Source organism: Nostoc paludosum FACHB-159, from assembly GCF_014698835.1.
GTDB lineage: Bacteria > Cyanobacteriota > Cyanobacteriia > Cyanobacteriales > Nostocaceae > Nostoc > Nostoc paludosum.
In genome coordinates, this window is record NZ_JACJTU010000025.1 from 43,710 (window position 1) to 63,441 (window position 19,732).

Annotated in this window: 15 protein-coding genes and 1 tRNA gene; 5 read left to right on the forward strand and 11 right to left on the reverse strand. The window is 42.8% G+C overall.

The genetic code is table 11. From position 1 onward, the window contains the following. Positions 1-35 precede the first annotated feature (35 nt). Positions 36-296, reverse strand: coding sequence for a MoaD/ThiS family protein (locus tag H6H03_RS23585; RefSeq protein ID WP_190957494.1), 261 nt, complete (start codon positions 294-296; stop codon positions 36-38). A 323-nt stretch (positions 297-619) separates the two neighbouring features. On the opposite strand from H6H03_RS23585, the gene H6H03_RS23590 reads away from it, so the two are divergent. Next, complete coding sequence (locus H6H03_RS23590; RefSeq protein WP_190957495.1) at positions 620-2,998, forward strand: bifunctional serine/threonine-protein kinase/ABC transporter substrate-binding protein; 2,379 nt, start codon at positions 620-622, stop codon at positions 2,996-2,998. Between the two features lie 499 nt (positions 2,999-3,497). Here the strand turns inward: H6H03_RS23590 and ebsA are convergent, their stop codons facing one another. Next, positions 3,498-3,872 (reverse strand): type IV pilus biogenesis protein EbsA, encoded by a 375-nt coding sequence (gene ebsA / locus H6H03_RS23595; protein WP_190957496.1) that lies wholly within the window; start codon positions 3,870-3,872, stop codon positions 3,498-3,500. A 99-nt stretch (positions 3,873-3,971) separates the two neighbouring features. After that, a complete protein-coding gene (locus tag H6H03_RS41430; protein ID WP_277926178.1) occupies positions 3,972-4,097 on the reverse strand; it encodes a hypothetical protein in 126 nt (41 codons plus the stop codon). A gap of 465 nt (positions 4,098-4,562) precedes the next feature. Here H6H03_RS41430 and H6H03_RS23600 point away from each other — a divergent pair, with 465 nt between their 5' ends. Further along, entirely contained in the window at positions 4,563-5,969 is a 1,407-nt protein-coding gene (locus H6H03_RS23600; protein ID WP_190957497.1) for a glycosyltransferase, read from the forward strand. Positions 5,970-5,972: 3 nt separating this feature from the next. Beyond that, entirely contained in the window at positions 5,973-6,200 is a 228-nt protein-coding gene (locus tag H6H03_RS23605) for a hypothetical protein (protein ID WP_190957498.1), read from the forward strand. Here the strand turns inward: H6H03_RS23605 and H6H03_RS23610 are convergent. Next, entirely contained in the window at positions 6,157-8,346 is a 2,190-nt protein-coding gene (locus H6H03_RS23610) for a DNA polymerase III subunit gamma/tau (protein ID WP_190957499.1), read from the reverse strand. The two genes, H6H03_RS23605 and H6H03_RS23610, sit on opposite strands and share 44 nt — an antisense overlap. Positions 8,347-8,789: 443 nt before the next feature. On the opposite strand from H6H03_RS23610, the gene H6H03_RS23615 reads away from it, so the two are divergent. Together H6H03_RS23615 and H6H03_RS23620 are read left to right on the forward strand one after the other, a co-directional pair. Next, positions 8,790-9,476, forward strand: a complete 687-nt coding sequence (locus H6H03_RS23615; RefSeq protein WP_190957558.1) for a hypothetical protein — start codon at positions 8,790-8,792, stop codon at positions 9,474-9,476. A 445-nt stretch (positions 9,477-9,921) separates the two neighbouring features. Then, on the forward strand, positions 9,922-13,791 hold the full coding sequence (locus H6H03_RS23620; protein ID WP_190957559.1) for a CHAT domain-containing protein: 3,870 nt from the start codon (positions 9,922-9,924) through the stop codon (positions 13,789-13,791). A 106-nt stretch (positions 13,792-13,897) separates the two neighbouring features. Here the strand turns inward: H6H03_RS23620 and H6H03_RS23625 are convergent, their stop codons facing one another. The 7 genes from H6H03_RS23625 to psbZ form a co-directional block, all read right to left on the reverse strand. Beyond that, positions 13,898-15,469 (reverse strand): alkaline phosphatase D family protein, encoded by a 1,572-nt coding sequence (locus H6H03_RS23625; protein ID WP_190957500.1) that lies wholly within the window; start codon positions 15,467-15,469, stop codon positions 13,898-13,900. 331 nt (positions 15,470-15,800) lie between these two features. Further along, entirely contained in the window at positions 15,801-17,066 is a 1,266-nt protein-coding gene (locus H6H03_RS23630) for a glutamate-5-semialdehyde dehydrogenase (protein WP_190957501.1), read from the reverse strand. A gap of 4 nt (positions 17,067-17,070) precedes the next feature. Beyond that, complete coding sequence (locus H6H03_RS23635; protein ID WP_069072751.1) at positions 17,071-17,478, reverse strand: hypothetical protein; 408 nt, start codon at positions 17,476-17,478, stop codon at positions 17,071-17,073. An 802-nt stretch (positions 17,479-18,280) separates the two neighbouring features. Further along, positions 18,281-18,352 (reverse strand) — tRNA-Gly (locus tag H6H03_RS23640). A 61-nt stretch (positions 18,353-18,413) separates the two neighbouring features. Continuing rightward, on the reverse strand, positions 18,414-18,626 hold the full coding sequence (locus tag H6H03_RS23645) for a hypothetical protein (protein ID WP_190957502.1): 213 nt from the start codon (positions 18,624-18,626) through the stop codon (positions 18,414-18,416). Positions 18,627-18,649: 23 nt separating this feature from the next. Next, positions 18,650-19,228 carry a 6,7-dimethyl-8-ribityllumazine synthase gene (gene ribH, locus H6H03_RS23650; protein ID WP_190957503.1) on the reverse strand — a complete coding sequence of 193 codons (579 nt, stop codon included), beginning with the start codon at positions 19,226-19,228 and terminating at the stop codon, positions 18,650-18,652. Between the two features lie 188 nt (positions 19,229-19,416). After that, positions 19,417-19,605, reverse strand: a complete 189-nt coding sequence (psbZ, locus tag H6H03_RS23655) for a photosystem II reaction center protein PsbZ (protein ID WP_096537631.1) — start codon at positions 19,603-19,605, stop codon at positions 19,417-19,419. Positions 19,606-19,732 lie beyond the last annotated feature (127 nt).

The window sequence follows — 19,732 nt, forward strand, 5'->3', positions numbered from 1 at the left end:
TAATCGCGTCTCTACTCCAAACTCCAATTGTTCTGCTAGCCGCCGCTAACTGGCGGAATTAATACAACTTCATCGCCATCTTGTAAGAGGGTATCAGGTTCGACAAATATCAGATTAATCCCAAAGCGGGTAACGTTACGCCATTGGGAGAGTTCGGGGTGTTCAGCTATGAGGCGATCGCATATTGCTTTCACCGGGGTACCATTGGGAAATTCCAGTATCAGTTCTGAAACCTTAAAAGCTTCTTGATAAGCAGCGAACAATTTGACGGTAACGGTGATTGCAGATTTAGACATACAACATACTTTGGCAGGGCCAGCAAGTATTTTAACGCTTGACAAGTACCCTTAATTTTTGAAATTTATTATACATTACTAAGCAGGTGGGCACAAATCAACATCGAATAATATTGCCACACTTAAGTAATACCCTTAGCTTTATAGGACTGTAATTTAATTTTTGAAAAATTCGCATTCAACTTGAAAAACCTCCAGCCTCTACTCCCTGCTTCTGGCGCTTGCGTTGCGCTTCTGGTGTCAGAGGGTTCTCTACGAGAGCCAACGCCAACGCCAACGCACACCACGTAGATAATTTCAAAAATCAAATATAGCAATCCTATATGAGTTATTGTCTCAATCCTAATTGTCCAAATCCTGCTGATTTAATGAATGCCAACGGTAACATTTTCTGTCGTAACTGTGGGGCAAGCTTGTTACTAGAAAACAAATACCGAGTAATTAACTTATTAGGTAGTGGAGGTTTTTCTCGGACTTTTGAAGTAGAAGATAATGGAACAAAAAAAGTACTCAAGGTTTTGAATTTATCTTTATTTAATGATTCAGATAAAAAATCTAAGATAGTTAATTTATTTCAGCGAGAAGCTGAAGTATTAATTCGTTTAAATCATTCAGGAATTCCTCAAGTTGAGCCAGATGGATATTTTGAATTGAACTTTCCAAATTGTCCAGAGCCACTATACTGCTTGGTAATGGAAAAAATTGAGGGTTTAAATTTACAACAATGGTTGAAAAATCGCGATCGTAAACCCATCACACTAGAACTAGCGATCGCTTATTTAAAACAAATACTAGAAATTTTACAGCAAGTTCACGCCCAAGGCTATTTTCATCGGGATATTAAACCAGCCAACATCATGGTTAAACCAGATGGAAAAATTGTTTTAATTGACTTTGGAGCAGTACGTGATTTAGCACAAACTTATGTGCAAGAAGAAAATGAAAATACCATCGTTGGTACACTGGGTTACTCATCGCCAGAACAAATGAAAGGCACAGTAGTGAAGCAATCAGATTTTTTTGCTTTGGGAAGAACTTTTGTGCATTTACTCACTGGAAAGCCACCATTGAATCTGGAAGAAGACCACCAAACAGGTAAGTTAATTTGGCGCGACCAAGTTATATTTAACTCAAATTATTGGAGAAACTGGTTAGAGAAATTGAGGTGGCGATCGCTTTTCGATTTGCTCGATGAAATGATGGAGCCATACTGGAAAAATCGTCCAGAAAATACTCAAGTAATTTTACGACGCCTGAATCATCCAATTACTTTACCACGTATTCCTCCTTGGATAGCTGGTACGGCTATTTTATTTGGAATTGGATTACCTACTAGTTATTGGTATTTCAACGGAGTAAACGGATGTTCAAAAATTTGGCTTAGGAATTTTACCCAAGACGATCGTATCAGTTGCGGCGAACAAATTCTGTTACCAAATATTAATATGAAAGTAACAGAAAAAGAACAAGGAGTAAAGGCGATCGCGGCAGGAAATTATCAAGATGCCATTACTTGGTTAGAGAAGGCGTGGCAAAAAGATCGTGACCCCGAAACTTTGATTTATCTTAATAACAGCCGCTTAGAAGTTGAGAAAATTAATGCCTATACTATCGCTGTTGTCGCTCCTCTAGGCAATAATAATGACAACATCAACTCCAGCAAAGAAATATTGCGTGGTGTTGCACAGGCACAAAATGAATTTAATCAAAAATATAAAACTCAAAAAATAGGCCTAAAAGTTTTGATTGCTAGTGATAACAATCAAGAACAAGATGCCCAAAAAATAGCAAAAATTTTAGTAAATCAACGGGATGTTATAGCTGTTATTGGTCATTTTAGAAGTGACACAACTTTAGTAGCGGTTAAAGTGTATCAAGAACACAATCTATTATTAGTTTCTGCTACAGCAACATCAGAATCTTTATCTACGTCCTGTAAATCAAATCATCCTAATTGCTTTTTTCGCGTTGTTCCTAGCAATCGTGTCATCGCTCAAACTTTAGCCGACTACTTAAAGAAAGAAAATAAACTTAAGGCGGCGATATTTTTTAACCCTAATAATAACTATAGTAAATCTCTGCAAGGGCAAATTAAAGGTAGACTTTCTGAATTAGGTGGAAAAGTAGTAGTAGAGTTACCTTTATATGACAATATAGAATCTACTATCAATCAGGTGAAACAACAAAAAGCAAATGTAATTGTTTTATTACCAACTACTGATGGACTAACCTCTGATTCCGCAGTTCAGGTAATTGAATATGCGAAACAAAACAAATATTTAGTAGTTGGTGGTGATAGTCTAGACAATAATAAACTTCTCAAAGCATTAGTAGGTAACCAAGCCGGTGCAGTGGTAGCTATACCTTGGCATTCCAGAAGTAATTTGAATCGAGATTTTCCTCAAAAAATGGAGAAAACCTGGGAAAAAACAGGTACTTGGTACAGTGCATTATCTTACGATGCAACTCGTGTATTGCTAGCAGGCCTAGAAAAAACACCATCATCCAGTCGTGAAAACTTGCAACAAGCGATCGCTCAAACTAATTTTAAAGCAAGTGGCGCCACAGGCTTAATTTCTTTTAAACCAAATGGCGATCGGCAACAGGATAATATTCATTTGGTGAAAATCGTACAAAATCCCAATACAGGACATATTGAATTTATACCTTTAGATTTATCAAACCAATTTCCAGGTGATTAAATTATAGGTTATTTACAAGCAAAAACTCATAATATAGGAAATATTAAAAACACAAAAAATCTATTACACACTTTTATATGATTGCTCAATTCCGGAATTTAAAGAATATATCTTAATCTAGCAAGATTACCACGACGTTATGCAATATGTGAAAACTGACATAAGTCAATGGTTAGTTACTGAAATTGAAGGTGAATCTGCAACTTTATTATTGCAAACTCTTGATTTTTAAATTCAACTTAGCGACCTTGATGAGCAAGTAAATTCTGCTGACACCGCTCAATAAAATTAATATTTTTTACTTGAGATTCCCGATTTTTCTAAAAAATCGGGAATTTTATTTTTCGGAACGCTTTAACTCGAAGGATTCCAGAGTTAGAAATCAAAATGCAGCTTTTGGTTGAAAATCGAGCTTGCTATAATTTATTGATTTTCTTAGTGGTTTTGAGGTTTGGTTATCAAAGAACTCTGGCCGATCAATTCTGAATTGAGAATTCCGTCATTCATCTATGCGTAAAAGCTTGCGATAAAATCCCTGTGAAAAATCGGTAGCACGATAACGTTTATAGTTTTCCATAAGTTCAATTAAATAATTAATAAACTCAAAACTCGCCATCATCAGTTCGTAACTCAGTTCAGCATTGCCATCAAACTGTACTCGACAACGCGTTAAATCTGAAGGTAGGGTAGCAACATTCCAAGAAGCAACAAAAGGGACATGTTCGCTAGCTTCTATTTTTCGATGTCCCTCCAAAACCCCTTTTTGATAAAGACTAATGGCAAAAGGTAAAAGATTCCTTTTAGCACCCTGAACGTAAGGTAAGTAAACACTGGCTTGTTGTTGAGTAGCTGGTTGGAGTTGCTCAATAGACATTATTCAATACTCCTCAAGTTAGTTGGCAACTGGCGATAGGCTCTTAGTAGTATTCCCAAAAAATGTCTCTAAGGCACATAGTAGGGAATAGGGCATGGGTCATAGAAGATGGGGGAGTGTGGGGAGTGTGGGGAGAGAGGGGAGTGTGGGGAGATGGGGAAAAAGAGAATTTATGCTTCCCTTTCCTCCCACACCTCCCACACCTCCCCATGCCCAATGCCCCATACCCAATAAATGAAGTTACTGCTAAGAAATATTAAAATTTCGGTTACAATAAGGCTGCATTAACTTTTATCGAAGTTGGGGGCAATACACTAAAAAATCCCTGCTATAAAGTGGTGGATGCGGTTATTGCTGTTTGTTCCCAGAATAAAGTGCTGCTGCCTTGCGATCGCTTCGCCTAAACTAGAGTTTCCATTGGTGAAGCTCCATACTCTACAAGCTTCCTGGCTAAGAGCCTATTAAAGGAATCAAGCTTGCGTCTAAGAGTGGCAAATGTGGTTAATGTTAAGGGAATTAAACACAGTGGCAGTGACAAAAATGGTAGTCCCAGAAGCTCTAGGCTAAGGGATAGTGGGTGTTACAGTTTACCCATTCCGAGTTAATATCGGGAAAAGTAGTTAGGGATATTTGTCCGTAAAATTACTAACTGTAGACAAATAGTGGTTTTTGAATCAAGCAACGCAACCTATGCCAGCGAATTCCTGGCCCGAAAAAGATTCTTATCAAGAGCTTGATCCACTCAACTCCTTGTTGTCTGACCTCTCAGTAGATGAGGAGTCTGTGTTAGAGACAGAATCTGTGTCTCTACCATCCCGGTTTCAAGGCCGTAGACGTAAAGCAGCTCTGGTCTTGACTATCGTCTGGAGTGGCACGATCGCTCTGCATTTAGTTTCTTGGGCATCCATATTCATATTAGGATTGACCACCGTTTTAGGTCTTCATGCTTTGGTGGTAGTGTTTACTAAACCTCGTCGCTCACCAAAAGAAATGCAGGGAGATTATCCCTATGTATCTGTGTTAGTGGCTGCGAAAAATGAGGAAGCGGTAATTGGTAAATTAGCCCAAAATCTTTGTAATCTGGACTATCCAGATGGCAAATACGAAGTATGGATAATTGACGATCGCAGCACTGATAATACGCCCCATTTATTAGCAGAATTACAGCACAAATATGACAAACTCAAAGTACTTACCCGCTCAGCAGACGCTGGTGGCGGTAAGTCAGGGGCGTTGAATCAAGTACTACCGCTCTCCAAGGGCGAAATCATTGCAGTATTTGATGCTGATGCCCAAGTAACACCAGATTTATTATCACAGGTAATACCTTTATTCCAAAGGGAAAATGTCGGGGCGGTGCAAGTGCGAAAAGCGATCGCCAACGCCAAAGAAAATTTTTGGACTAAGGGTCAAATGGCAGAAATGGCACTTGATACCTGGTTTCAGCAACAACGGACAGCCCTTGGTGGAATTGGCGAACTGCGCGGCAATGGTCAATTTGTCAGGCGTTCAGCTTTACAAAGCTGTGGTGGCTGGAATGAAGAAACCATTACCGATGACTTGGATTTAACAATCCGCTTGCATTTGGAAAAATGGGATATTGAGTGTGTTTTTCATCCAGCAGTGCAAGAAGAAGGAGTGACAAAAGCAGTTGCACTCTGGCATCAGCGTAACCGTTGGGCAGAAGGCGGATATCAGCGCTACTTGGATTATTGGGATTTAATTCTCAAAAATCGCATGGGAACCCGCAAAAGCTGGGATTTGCTGATGTTTATGCTGATTATGTACATTTTGCCCACAGCAGCAGTACCAGATTTATTAATGGCGATCGCTCGTCATCGTCCACCAATATTAAGCCCCATCACAACCTTATCCGTCAGCATGTCGATGGTAGGCATGTTTACAGGCTTGAGACGGATACGTCAAGATCGAGAATTTTCATTTTCTACGTATTTTACCTTACTACTACAGACTATACGCGGCAGTTTATACATGTTGCATTGGCTAGTAGTTATGAGCAGTACAACCGCCCGTATGTCCATCAGACCAAAGCGCCTGAAATGGGTGAAAACCTTGCATACTGGGGTTGGGGAATAGGGCATGGGGCATGGGAGATGGGGGAGTGTGGGGAGTGTGGGGAGAGAGGGGAGTGTGGGGAGATGGGGAAAAAGAGAATTTATGCTTCCCTTTCCTCCCACACCTCCCACACCTCCCACACCTCCCACACCTCCCACACCTCCCACACCTCCCACACTTCCTGCTTGCCCAATGCCCAATGCCCAATTTATTCATCATCAACTTCTGATTCTTCTACCCATTCAGGTGTAGGCATAGAATCAGAAAATTCTGTTGAATCATCTGTGAAGCGGATAATTTGACCGTTGAAAAATTCTGCTAAACGTTGAGCTGCGATCGCCACTTCATCCGGTTCCCAATTAGGTGGGGGTGTTTGGGTTAGTGGAGGAGGCACAGGTTTTACACCATTTCCATTCACGCCATTGCCATTTCTGGATGCTGACTCGGTTTTTACTGATGGTGTTGGTGCTGGTTGTGGAGTAGCTGGCTGTGGTACTGGTGCTGAAGGCGGAATTTGCCCATTGGAAATGGGAGTAGGTGGTTGCTGAGGGCGAGTAGAATCTTGCCGTACTGGAGCTTTTTTAGCTGGGGTAGAGTTTAATGAAGTTCCTTTTTCTAGATTTACCTTAACTTCACGTTGAAAAGTCTGCTGGAAAGCCTTGACAATTATAGGTAGATCGGATTTAACTTTTTCATACCATGCCTGTTTGATGGCAATATGAGCCACTGCACCATCGAACTCTATAAGTTGGCACATTTGACGTAGCAGTTCTCGCCTTGAGATTGGTTGGAAGTTAGCGAGTACCTGCTGCCAAACTTGAGTTAAGTCGTATTGCGGCGTTTCAACAACTTCTGAGGAGGTAGCTGGTTCACTTTTCTCAGAGGGTAAGGGTTCTGGGGTTAGTGATGAAACCGAGTTATTAGCAGAATTGTGATTTGTTTGCCTATCATCTGGGCTAAGTGATTTCACCGAGTGATTTGGGGCAGCTTGTTGATTATGCTTCTCTGAATTGTGATTTGTTTGCCGTTCATCTGGCGTAGATGATTTCACAGCGCCATTTGGGGCAGCTTGTTGATTATGCTTCTCTGAATTGTGGTTTGTTTGCCGTTCATCTGGCGTAGATGATGTCACAGCGTGATTTGGGGCAGCTGGTTGATGATGGTTTCCAGAATTACGATCTGTTTGCCCATTAGTTAAAGGTATGGAAGAGGCTGAATGATTTTGGGCAACTGCTGGAGGATGCTTTGGAGATACAGCAGGTGTATTAACTTGCAATGGTAAACTTGGGGCTTGTGGCTGAATATTCGTTGCACTGGGTAACAGTCCTAATATTGTTACCTCCAACCACAAACGCGGCTGGGTGCTGTTTTTGATTTGCACTTCAGCTGTTCGTAGGTGTTCTTGTCCTGCCAAAATCGTGCTCATGTGCCAGTTTTGGGCAAACTCCACCAGTGCATTCCAAGTTTGCTGAGTACAAGCAACTAAATCGTGGCGATTGGGTGCTGTTTTGGCAATCAGTAAATCGCGGTAAAAAGCGGCGAGATTTTGCAGAATAGTCAGCGGTTCTCGACCGCGATCTAAAATGTGGAGGGTATAGTCGAGAACTGCTTCTGGTTTGTCTTGAGCGATCGCATTTAACAGCTTTAATAAGTCTTGTTCGCTTACCGTCCCTACCAAATCCCAAACTTTATCAGGCGTCACTTCACCTGGTAATAAAGCCAATTGGTCTAGCAAACTTTCGGCATCCCGTAAACCCCCCTGAGAAAGTTGGGCTACCAAAGTTACAGCATCGGGTGAAATATTAATGTTTTCTTTAGAGGCGATCGCAATTAAATGCTTAACCATCGCCTCTAGCTGAATACGTCTAAAATCAAACCGCTGACAACGTGAAATAATTGTCGGTAACACCCGTTGTGGGTCTGTTGTTGCCAATACAAAAACTACGTGCTTTGGCGGTTCTTCTAGTGTTTTTAATAACGCGTTGAATGCCTGATTACTGAGCATGTGGCATTCATCAATTACATAAACCTTATAGCGACACTGCACAGGAGCAAACTGAGCTTTTTCAATCAACTCCCGGATATTATCGACACCAGTGTTGCTAGCCGCATCGATTTCAATTACGTCTAAGGAATAGCCTTTAGTAATTCCCTGACAAACATCACAAACACCGCAGGGGTCGGCGGTGGGCTTGTCACTTTTGAGACAATTTAGAGACTTAGCCAGAATTCGAGCACTAGAAGTTTTCCCCGTACCTCTAGGCCCGGTGAATAAATAGGCGGGGGCGATTTTGGATGTGCCGATCGCATTGGTGAGGGTGGTGGCGATCGCCTCTTGACCTACCAGTTGAGCAAAACTCTTGGGGCGATACTTATGGTGCAGGGGTTCGTAAGACATGGAAATATGGACTTCAATGCCTTTTAACGTTGATTAATAGCACCGAGTCGAATTTGGGATTCAATTATTTTAATCTCTTGCACCTGCTTTATTTGTCGATGTTGCCATACCAATTGCACTATATTTAATCTGTAAATTTTGGCACTAAGAGAAGCAAGCCAAGAGAACATATTTTTATGATTTCACCATCGATGCATCCGAATTATAGCATACCATTTAGTACATTTGTTCTAAAAATTGGGCATTGGGCATGGGGAAAGGGGTAAGGGGAAAAGGGGAAAGATTAAATTTATTCCTTTTCCCTTTAACCTTTAACCTTTTCCCCTGCTCCCCCTGCCCCCTACCCCCTTGCCCGAATCCCGAATTTTCTTGACGGAAGTAACGCCATAGCGCAATGCGATCGCTACAATCTTAAAGATAAACAACACTCAATGGTGCAGCAGATGTTCAAGCGGCTAGTTCAATGGCTCAAAAAGCTTTTTGGGAGCTTATTTGGTAGAAAACAGACTGCCTCAAAAGTTAGGGGGAATGTGCAAAAACAACCAGCACCACCTCTAACTGATACGGATCTGGAATTTCTCTTCAACGAACTGTTGCAAGGAGTAAATCAAGCACGAGGTGAAGCTTGGGCACGTAAGTGGCTGCAAAATATTGAACATCGGATCGCAACTGAACGCTGGGTCGAGTGGTTGAGACGCTTTGGTGACAGGTTGCTAGCATCACCCACGCCTAACAATGAAATGGCTGCACGGTTGGTGCAATTCGGTGAGTTGGGCATCGGAGAAATCACAGATGTTGCCTATAATATCGGGATGCAGTTGTTAAAACGCAATCAAGGCGAACCAGTTTGGGAATATGCAGGGCCAGATACTGTGAGTACTAATTTGCCATCTCAACCAGCCGCCCCAGCATCCCAGGAAACATATGAAGAAGAAAATTTACCAGAGGGAGAATATCAAACTGTTACCCTAGAAGAATTATTTGTGATGTTGCAGCACGATGAAAATTTACGCCATCAAATTGCCCAGCAGCTGGCTGTTGAAACTGACGATCCACAAGTACTGGTGCAGGCATTAATTAGTCAATTGTATTCCGGCGACCAATCGACTCCAGAGCAAACAGAAAATTAATTACCAAGCCCTTTAAGCAGACAATAGGCAACAGGCAACAGGCAATAGTATAGTAATGAATCCTGTCCTTTCTTGGGTTAGAGAGCGACTAAATTTTTGGATTTTTCCGCCTACAAGTGACAGGGTGTCTAGCTTGCTCCTGTGCAGGAGTAGCGAAATAATCTAAGATCTAAAATTGCCACGGTCAACAAAACCCTGTGCATTGCCTAGATTCTTGCGACTGTATTCTTCAAGAAAACTGATACGGTGGTATCAGGGCTGCAAAAGTCTAGAGTTGAGTTTTGGAATTGTAGCGTTATAATACTGCATTCTTGACCTTTTGTGTATTTTTTGCTAGCCTGCCACAGAAACACTGTACGGATATAATGGGTTTTCACGTAATTCATGACTTTTTTAACACAACGATGGCTACAATCTAGAAAAACAAAATCCAAGAGTGTGGCAGATGCTCAGGCGGATATCTCAGTCGCTTAAAAGGTTTTTAAAACGCCTCATTGCAACTAAGCAGACTCGTTCTTTTAAGGGTGCAAGAGGACATAATCTGGTAGAGATTCTACCAGAACTAACCGATGCTGATTTGGAACAATTGTTTATCCAATTGCTAGAAGGCGTGTATCAAGGACGAGGACGCCAATGGGCATTGAGGTATCTGCAACGAATCGAAAATCGCATTCCGGCTGAACGCTGGGTAGATTGGTTGGTGACGTTTGGCGAAAACTTACTAGCTTCACCCACACCGAATCCGCAGTTAGCAATACAGATGGTGCAGCTGCGAGAACTTGGTATCGGCAGAATTGGAGATGTTGCCTATGAGATTGGCATACGGCTGATGCAAAACTTACCCACAGAAATAGAAACAGAAATAGAGGATGAGGACAATCAGGCAGAAAATCTAGTCGAATTGACTCCAGGCCAAGAACTGCTCCGCGACTTAGGGGAACAGTTATGGGAGTACGATGAGCCAGATGTCACAGAAAATACTCCAGACCAAGAACTGCTCCGCGACTTAGGGGAACAGTTATGGGAGTATGATGAGCCAGATGTCATAGAAACTGCAAATGATGAAGAAATTATCGTAACTTCGCCAGGACAAGACTTAATCCGTAATTTAGGCGAAGAGTTATGGGACTATGATGACCCGGATACCCAAACAGTAACGCCAGTATCGGAAAATGCCTTTGTTGAGGAAGTATCGAGGGAGGATTTAGAAGAAGTGATATTGGAGTATCAGGCAGAAGATACCCAAAGCACAATATCTGAAAATTTCCCTCTCCCCCCAGCAAAAGATTCGATCGCTACATTAACTCAGCTGAGGTGGGACGATGAAGAGGAAGATACTCAAACTAGAACAGCAGCAAATCTGCTTCCTGCGAGGCAAAAAACTGAATTGGCAACAACTGACTCAGAACAAAACTGGGATAGCACTTTAGCGAATCTAGAGCCAAATGTGGCTAATACTTTAGATGAGTTGTGGGTGAGGTTGGATCAAAGCAGCAATTTAGTGCAGCAACTTGCTTCTAATTTGGCAGTTCAAAGCAGCAATTCTCCAAGTATTATTGAGCGCTATGGCAACGATCCTGTTAACCAAGCTCAAGCTTGGTTTTATCAAGGTCTAAGTCAAGCAAAAACAGGAGATTTGTTAGGCGCGATCGCATCTTATGACCAAGCCATTGAACTACAACCGGAATTTTGGGAATATTGGTTTAATCGCGGCTTGACGCTGTTTCATTTAGAACGTTTTGAAGAAGCGATCGCCGCTTATGAAACAGCTATCCAACTCAAACCCGACTTCTACAAAGCTTGGTATTACCGGGGTGGAACTCTAGGAGAACTAGGATACTTTGAAGAAGCGATCGCTTCCTTTGATAAAGCTTTAGAAATCAAGCCAGACTACCAAGAAGCTTGGTCTAGTAAAGGTTTAGCACTGCTGAAGTTAGGCTGGCTACGGGAAGCAATTTCTAGCTATGACCAAGCCCTCGATTTACACCCACAAGACCAAGAAAATTGGTATCACCGAGGCATAGCACTAGCTGTAGGCGAACAATTTGCAGAAGCGATTACATCTTACGACAGGGCGCTAGAAATTGACCCAGACTACCACGAAGTGTGGATAGACCGGGGTGTAGTGTTGTTTAACTTAGGACGATGGTCAGATGCTATCGCTTCTTGGGACAAAGCACTTTCAGTTCAAGCCGACTTTTATTTGGCTTGGTACAACCGGGGTGTAGCTTTAGATAACTTAGGACGCCGCCAAGAAGCCATCACTTCCTATCGGCAAGCGATCGCCATTAAACCCGACTTCCATTTAGCCTGGTATAATCAAGCAGTGGCATTGTTTTATTTAGAACAATTTACTGAAGCGATCGTTTGTTATGACAACGCTTTGCAAATTAAACAAGATTACTGGGAAGCTTGGATTGGTAGGGGAACCGCCGTTGGTAATTTAGTGGATGCGGATTTGTTGCGGAATTTATCGAGTAGTATCACCGCAACAAATCCCGCCTTACAACAGGTAGGCTACGAAGGTAAATTAGCCACCTACGAAGAAGGGTTAAAGCATCTGCGTACAGATACTCACCCAGAAGGTTGGGGTAGATTGCATGTAGCGATCGGTAATACTTATTACGACCAAGGTAAAAAACAGCCTAATCCCCGTGATTATTGGCGCAAAGCAGCATCCGAGTATCATCAAGCGCTGTTAACTCTCACCTTAGAATATTTTCCCCTGTTGCATTTAGAAGTTTTGCAATCCCTAAGCAAAGTGCTAATGGGTTTGGGACAAACAACACAACTTCAAGAATTACTGCAACGAGGTAGAGATTTATTGCAACAATTACTGAATGAAGAAACTCGTTCAGAAGAAAGTAAAAAACAGTTAGCTTTGAAATTTGTCGGCTTCGATCAATTGGCAGTTGATTTAGCTGTAGATTACGGTGATGTCGTAGAAGCCTGGGAAATTGCCGAACAGGGCAAAAATACTTGTTTAAATTGGCTGCTTTTTGGCTGGGATGATAATATTTATTCGCCCCATTATGGTGCAATTCAAGAACTATTCAATCCCACAACAGCAATTATTTACTGGCATATTAGTCCAGTCGCCCTACAAACTTTCATTCTCAAAGACCAAGCGCCATCACCGATTCTACTGTTTACACCCATTCAAGATGTTGGGGCGATCGCTTTAGGAGAAGAGACCATTCGTCTCAATGAATTGCCCCTACCCGAAGCAGTGCGGCGCTTGATTGAATTTGAAAATTGGCTAGAAGATTGGCATCAACAATACCAAGAATATCGCACCACAGCCCAAGATAAAGAAAGTAAAACTCAGCATCCTTGGCGAGTGGATATGGAAGAAAAGCTGTTACAGCTTTATGAAATTCTGAATATTTCCACAATTGCTCAAGAACTTGAAGGCATCACCCAACTGATTTTAATTCCTCACCGCGATTTGTACAGATTGCCGATTCATACCCTTTTTCATATTTCTTCTCCATCTGAGGAAAATTTACCAAATATCGAGTCAAATTTCACCGTTACTTATTTGCCTAGTGCCCAGATAGGTTTATCAATAAAAAATCAAGAAATGTTGCCGTGGCAAAATCAGTTGTTACTCAGTATTGAGTATCCTGAAAGCGCAGGTTATCCTGCACTAAAATTTGCCAAGCTTGAATCGGAAATTGTCAGCGAAATATTTGTTAATAACCAGCGAATTCAGGGCGCACAAGCTACGAAAGATATTGTCCAAAATGCATTATTTGATAACTACAATATTTTTCACTTTACTGGTTATGCCACGAATAATTTAGGTGAACCGAAAAAATCAGAATTGGCATTAGCAGGTGAAGATAAACTCACTTTAGAAGAAATTTGTCAACAAAATCTAGCAAGTTATAACCTTGTTACCCTCTCTGCCTGTGAAAATGCCACTACCAGCACCTACATTACCAGCAGCGAATATGTAAGTTTAGTTAATGGTTTTTTGAATCAGGGCGTTCCTCATGTAGTAAGTACTCTCTGGACTGTAGAATCTTCCGCTAGCGCCTTGGTAATCATAGAATTTTACCGAAGATTACAGCCTGATAAATCAGCAATTAAAGCCTTAGCTGAAGCAACACTATGGCTCAAAGAACTAACTGCTGGAGAACTGACAAAATGGTATGAAGATATACTCAACAATCTACATCCTGAGGAAGTACGAATTAGAGCTTATTTAGCAACACAATTATATAGAAATAGCAAAATGACATCAGATAAAAAACTTTATAATCATCCTTACTATTGGGCAGCATTTACGATTACAGGGAAGCCAAATTAGAAGGGACTGGGCATTGGGCATTGGGCATGGGGCATGGGGCATGGGGAAGAAATCTTTCCCCCCAGACTCCCCACACTCCCCATTCCCAATCACCAGTCCCCAGTTCCTAAATTGAATGCGCTCCTGGTTGTCCGTTTTGGACTACAAAAGAAGCTAGGGTTTTGACAGAGGCATTCAAATCAACGATGCTAGATACAACTCGGTAGTCACTTTGCCAAGTTTGTGGGGTAAGCTGACAGCGAACATATCCCCGGAAAGCACCATCAAAGAACTTAGTATGAGGATTATTCGGTAGGGCAGCTTTAACTGGAGCGATAAATCCTGTGGGAAAGTCAGAGGTAATTGAGGTTCCTACAAACTCTGTACCTACCGTTGGTGAGTTTGGATTACTAAAATCAAGCTTCAGGTCATGTACCCAACTAGAATGGATATCTCCAGTAATTACCACTGGATTAGAGGGTTTGCGCTGGTTGAGAAAATTTAAAAGCCGATTACGTGCAGCTACGTAGCCGTCCCACTGATCTACATTGAACACACCAGGACCGGGATTACTATTAAAATTGTACTCAGCGAACATGGTTTGTTGAGCGATCGCATTCCAACGCGATCGCGATTTGTCTAAGCCTTTTAGTAACCACTGCTCTTGTTCTGAGCCAGTCATCGTAGCATTAGTATCAAAAGCTTGGGCACAACGTGGCTTGAGTCCATCGTCACAAGGTTGGTCAGTGCGATACTGTCTAGTGTCTAATACGTTGAACTCAACTAAATTACCGAAAGTAAACCGCCGATAAAGCAGCGCGTCTGGGCCTTTGGGCAATGAAGACTGACGCAAAGGCATGTGTTCATAATAAGCCTGGTAAGCATTGGCTCGCCGTTTCTTAAAAGCTTCTTGGGTTTGGTTGTCTTCAGCAATTAAATTAGCGTAGTTGTTATCAACTTCATGGTCGTCCCAAGTGACAATCCAAGGAAAAGCAGCATGAGCAGCTTGGAGATTCGAGTCAGTTTTATACAAGGCGTGGCGATTGCGGTAGTCGGCAAGAGTGAGGATTTCCGGGCCATTATGCTGGCGTGGGCCGCCAGGTTGTGGCCCGTATTCGTAGATGTAATCACCGAGATGAACCACAAGGTCGAGGTTTTCCTCAGCCAAATAGCGATAAGCCGTATAGTAGCCATTTTGCCAGTCTTGGCAAGAAACAAAAGCAAAGTTTAGTTTTGAGATATAGCCATAAGATGCTGGTGCTGTGCGAGTCCGCCCAATGGGGCTAACTTCTCTACCCGCTTGAAATTGATACCAGTACCAACGGTCAGGATCTAGCCCCCGGACATCAACGTGTACTGAGTGTGCTAACTCTGGTGTAGCTAGCACTGTTCCTCGACGCACCACCTTTGTCATCTTTTCATCAAGGGCAACTTGCCACCGCACTGGGACATTTACGAATGGCATCCCACCTCCATTGAGAGGATTAGGAGCGAGTCTCGTCCAAATCACAACCCCATCCGGTAAAGGATCGCCAGAAGCCACACCAAGACTGAATGGATAGCCAGAAAACCTAGAATTAGCGAGTACCGGATGCCATTGGCTAGCTACTGTTAATCCTGTTAAGAATCCTGCACCCAGCAAAAAACTCCGCCGTCTACACCGATTTGCCAGCAGAGTCTCACAATCCATAAATTCCATATTCACCTTTACCCAGATCTAGATATAGTTGACAAACTTGGTGGAGTCAGCTGCCAAAAATGCAAACAATGGCTTGATTTGACTTCTCTCCCACTTGCTGCCCAACCAAACACAAGAAACTTAGCAATCCAGGATCAAGCGGAAATTAAGATTATGTTAAGTTTAAAATTCTATTGGGGCATAGGGCATGGGGCATAGGGCATAGGGCATTGAAATTGCTGTTAGCGGTAGCGGGGCGTTTAGCCCATGCTGAGTAAAGAGTTATTCTCCTTGTCTCCCTTGTCTTCCCATGCCCCATGACCCATGCCCCATGCCCCATGCCCCATTCAATTTAAAACCTGCCATTCCCCTGAACGATGTGCTTCACGGTGGTCAAAGTTTCCAGGCTGATAAATCCGCGGCGATGACCTTTTTGGTTAGACATGCCGAGAAATACTGAATCTCCCCGTGAGGGGTTGCGAGAAAAACGCGGGGAACTATTGATGTAGGTGGAGGCGCTGTTAACTCCTAAAGCAAACTGCCGACTTTCCTGGTAGGATTCAGTAACGATGCAGTCGGCATGACCACTGCTGTATTGATTAATCCACGCGATCGCAGCTTCTAAGCTATCCACCAGTTTAAAAGCTACTGTCCTAGTTAAATAAGGGTTTCCCCATTCGTTTTCCTTCACCAATTGCAATTGGGGAAAGGCTTCTACTAGTTCTGCATCGCCTTTAATTTCAAAGCCTTTTTCCATTAAGCTGTTCCACAGAACTGCTAAGGATGATGGCAAGGCTTGACGATGAATTAGCACTTTTTCAATGGCATTGACTGGATCTGGTTCGCTCTGATGGCTATCGAGAATCATCCACCGCACCATTTCTAAGCTGGCATTTAGCGACCAGTAGAGGTAAGAATTGCCCATTGCTGATTTTAAGACTGGGCAAGTTGACTGTCTTACCACCTGCTGCACCAAGCTGGAACGTCCGTAGGGAATCACTAAATTCACGTACTCGTCTTGGGTGACTAAATCCCGAATTGAAGCGCCATGCTCTGCTGTGATAAGTTCTAGGCAGCCCAGTGGTAATCCGACTTCCGCGATCGCAGTTTGCAGGACTGAAGCAATGGCCGCGTTAGAATGGCTGGCTTCAGTACTGCCTTTGAGAATTATACTATTGCCAGTTTTGATACAAAAACCCGCTGCGATCGCCCCTAAATCAGGAAATGCCTCATAAATAAACCCAATCACTCCTAAGGGCATTAGCTGGGAGTAACTTTGGGAATCTTCCAATTGGTAATCAGCATTCCTGACGCGCCGCAGCGGATCTGATAGTTCCCCCAACCGTTGTAAAATGTCCACGGTCGTCTCTAGCCTGGTGGGAGTCAGCTTTAGCCAGTCTAATATCAACTCTGGCACTGCCATTTCCCGACTGGCTTCTAAATCCAAGGTGTTGGCTTCCAGAATGTCGTCAAATGAGCGCTCAAGTGCCCGTGCCATCGCCAATACCGCACGGCTGCGGTCTGCTCCCTTGGTAATCCCCAATTTTAAGGAAGCTTGATACGCTCGTTGAGCAATACTAATCGGTTGGGGGCGTTCGTCCAAAACTTCAACAGTCATTGAGTTAACGTCTGTAAGTAAGCCAGACCATTAGTGCTGGCAGGATAGCCAACAGCACCGCCACCATTGCCCAAGCAATAATGCTGGAACTATTTGCCAATCGCAGTGCTAATGGCAGCCATATAATCACTAGCACGAAAATAATGCCAAGTGCTATAGGCAGATAGCTTTCTCCCAAACGAGGATGGACAACATGCCAACTATTTCCCATCCAACGCCAAGCTCGCTTGTAAGGATAGGTGGTAGAAAGCTGTTCTAGGACATGACCATTATCTTCCACTACAAAGATTTGCTGACAGCGATCGCAACCAAATGCTTCTGTCAACGTAATCGGAATTAACTGACCCCGCCGACGACAGGGACAGGGGTATTCAGTATTGAAGTCTATCTTTTCTGGTTTTTGAGATTGCACAAGCGTTCTAATAACTTGAGCGTGTTTTTCATAAATGCTGGGAATACGATCCCGTGGTAAATGCCTTGAGGGCTTCTCTCTTTATACTTTATATAAGTTGGCTGGCAAAACAAATGTCGCCATAATTGCAAACAGTAGATGTACACTACTCTAAGTAGCGTAATTTCCGTAAAATAGAGGACTATCTGTTTGCGGTCTTTCCTCGTAGCTAGCAATCTTGTTTAAAAATTTCCTTCTTTCCATCTGTCGCTTTAAAGGTAATGTGGTCGCGTTTGCGGGCATTCATTTTGCTGACGCACCTGGTACGATTTTAACCCTACGTAGCTACCACTTCTAAAACAAATCCTTTGGGAAGGCTACGCTGATAAACAACACCCTAATAATAAACCCTCGTTTTCCTTGGGGTCACTATATAGTAGTATGCAGTTATCAAGTTTATATCGTAGAAGCTCTGTCTTGTGGGAGACTACAGTGTTCACCTGTAAGCTTCAGTATGGCCTTTAGCTTTTTTGTTTTCCGCTTTGACAAATTTGCTCACTATGGCTACTTTCGTCTGCCAAATAGCGGTTTGCACTACTACCAGAGTACCACGCAGATAGCCAAAAACTCAACTGTCGTCCCTGCTTCATCAATCGTAGGTCAACGTTAGCCGAAAAAGGTTTTGTTTTTGTCTGGTCATACCACAACATCCAAGTAAGGTATATTTCAAGTCTTACCCTTGGGAGTCAGACAGCAAGCCTGTTTGCACACAGGGTTGCAATAAAAAAAGCCTTAGAATCTTTGACTCTAAGACTTTTTTGGAAGCGGGTAACGCGATTCGAACGCGCGACATTCACCTTGGCAAGGTGACGCTCTACCACTGAGCTATACCCGCAATCATCGGTCATTTATTAATATGTCAGATTTCTTCTAAATTGTCAACCCCTTAATATTAATTATTGGGCATAGGGCATGGAGCATTGGTTATGGGGCAGATGGGCAAGTGTGGGTAAATGGGGAGACAAGGGGACAAGGAGACAAATTACAATAAGTCTTTCCTCCGAAGTTCTGTTCGCCCTTGGCCTTGGCGTTCGCGCAGCGTCTCCGACACGAGAAGCCATCGCCAAAAGCCGACACTGGTGAGTTCTTTCCTTGTCCCCATGCCCCATGCCCCATGCCCCATGCCCTATTACTAACTTAATTCTTCTGACTCTACTGTTAAATTGCCGACGCTGGCATTTGGAAAAGAAGGTGGCAAAGACTGGGTATTAAGAGGATATGGTTCTGCCAAGTTAGAACGCAGTTGCCGCATTAGGCTAGCCATTTCTAGGGCATTGAGGGCGTAATCCCAACCATGATTGCCTTTGATACCTGCTCGTTCTAAGGCTTGCTGCATAGTGTCTACAGTCAAAATTCCAAAAATAACTGGCACTCCAGTTTGAAAGCTAGCGGCGGCAATGCCTTTAGAAACTTCCGCAGATACGTAATCAAAATGGGGTGTTTGCCCTCGAATCACTGCCCCAAGACAAATTACAGCATCATAACGATGGGAAAGTGCTAGTTGGCGAGCTACTAAAGGCACTTCAAAACTTCCCGGTACCCAAACGTAGTCTACCTGATTCCCGTGGGGGTTGGGGTCTACGCCGTGGCGTTTCAAGCAATCTTGACATCCCTCAAGCAGCTTTCCGGTAACTAGGTCATTGAATCGACCAATCACCACTGCAAAACGCAAAGGTTCCGTTTGAGTAAAAGTTCCCTCAAAAACTGCCATGACTGCCTCTTAATCAACTATACTTCTGGCCAATATACATTTCTTATTTAAATCTAGAGGAGCAGGAAAGCGGGGTCAAAAATCAGGAAACTGCAAAAAATTTCTGCTTTTTTCCTTAATCTTTGACCTTGGCTTTTCTGCCCCTCTAATTTTTATATTAGGTGTCTGCGCCAGAGGGAAGCCGTTGCCTAGACGACAAAAAAGTTTAACAAACCAACTAAAAATACCAAAGCAATCCAGACACCAGAACCAAGCCAGAGAAGCTTTTTAGATTCAACCCAATTTTGAGGGGTGGCGTAAGCAACAGGAACGCCAACAACTAGAACAAAAGACAACAGAACTAGGCTAATTAAAGCAAATTGGAATATTATGGTCATTTTTGCTTCTCCCAATACAGCTAAATACTAAAGATAGAATATCCTAAAGGGCGACACCGACACTTTCTTCTTATTTTTAAGCTACCAGAAATTACAACACTTTAGTCATTTGTCCTTTGTCTAAGTA

Coding starts and splice junctions, on each gene's coding strand:
- H6H03_RS23585 (WP_190957494.1), bottom strand. CDS start 296: ATGTCTAAATCTGCAATCACCGTTACCGTCAAATTGTTCGCTGCTTAT.
- H6H03_RS23590 (WP_190957495.1), top strand. CDS start 620: ATGAGTTATTGTCTCAATCCTAATTGTCCAAATCCTGCTGATTTAATG.
- ebsA (WP_190957496.1), bottom strand. CDS start 3,872: ATGTCTATTGAGCAACTCCAACCAGCTACTCAACAACAAGCCAGTGTT.
- H6H03_RS41430 (WP_277926178.1), bottom strand. CDS start 4,097: ATGGGGCATTGGGCATGGGGAGGTGTGGGAGGTGTGGGAGGAAAGGGA.
- H6H03_RS23600 (WP_190957497.1), top strand. CDS start 4,563: ATGCCAGCGAATTCCTGGCCCGAAAAAGATTCTTATCAAGAGCTTGAT.
- H6H03_RS23605 (WP_190957498.1), top strand. CDS start 5,973: ATGGGGCATGGGAGATGGGGGAGTGTGGGGAGTGTGGGGAGAGAGGGG.
- H6H03_RS23610 (WP_190957499.1), bottom strand. CDS start 8,346: ATGTCTTACGAACCCCTGCACCATAAGTATCGCCCCAAGAGTTTTGCT.
- H6H03_RS23615 (WP_190957558.1), top strand. CDS start 8,790: ATGTTCAAGCGGCTAGTTCAATGGCTCAAAAAGCTTTTTGGGAGCTTA.
- H6H03_RS23620 (WP_190957559.1), top strand. CDS start 9,922: ATGCTCAGGCGGATATCTCAGTCGCTTAAAAGGTTTTTAAAACGCCTC.
- H6H03_RS23625 (WP_190957500.1), bottom strand. CDS start 15,469: ATGGAATTTATGGATTGTGAGACTCTGCTGGCAAATCGGTGTAGACGG.
- H6H03_RS23630 (WP_190957501.1), bottom strand. CDS start 17,066: ATGACTGTTGAAGTTTTGGACGAACGCCCCCAACCGATTAGTATTGCT.
- H6H03_RS23645 (WP_190957502.1), bottom strand. CDS start 18,626: ATGGGGCATGGGGACAAGGAAAGAACTCACCAGTGTCGGCTTTTGGCG.
- ribH (WP_190957503.1), bottom strand. CDS start 19,228: ATGGCAGTTTTTGAGGGAACTTTTACTCAAACGGAACCTTTGCGTTTT.
- psbZ (WP_096537631.1), bottom strand. CDS start 19,605: ATGACCATAATATTCCAATTTGCTTTAATTAGCCTAGTTCTGTTGTCT.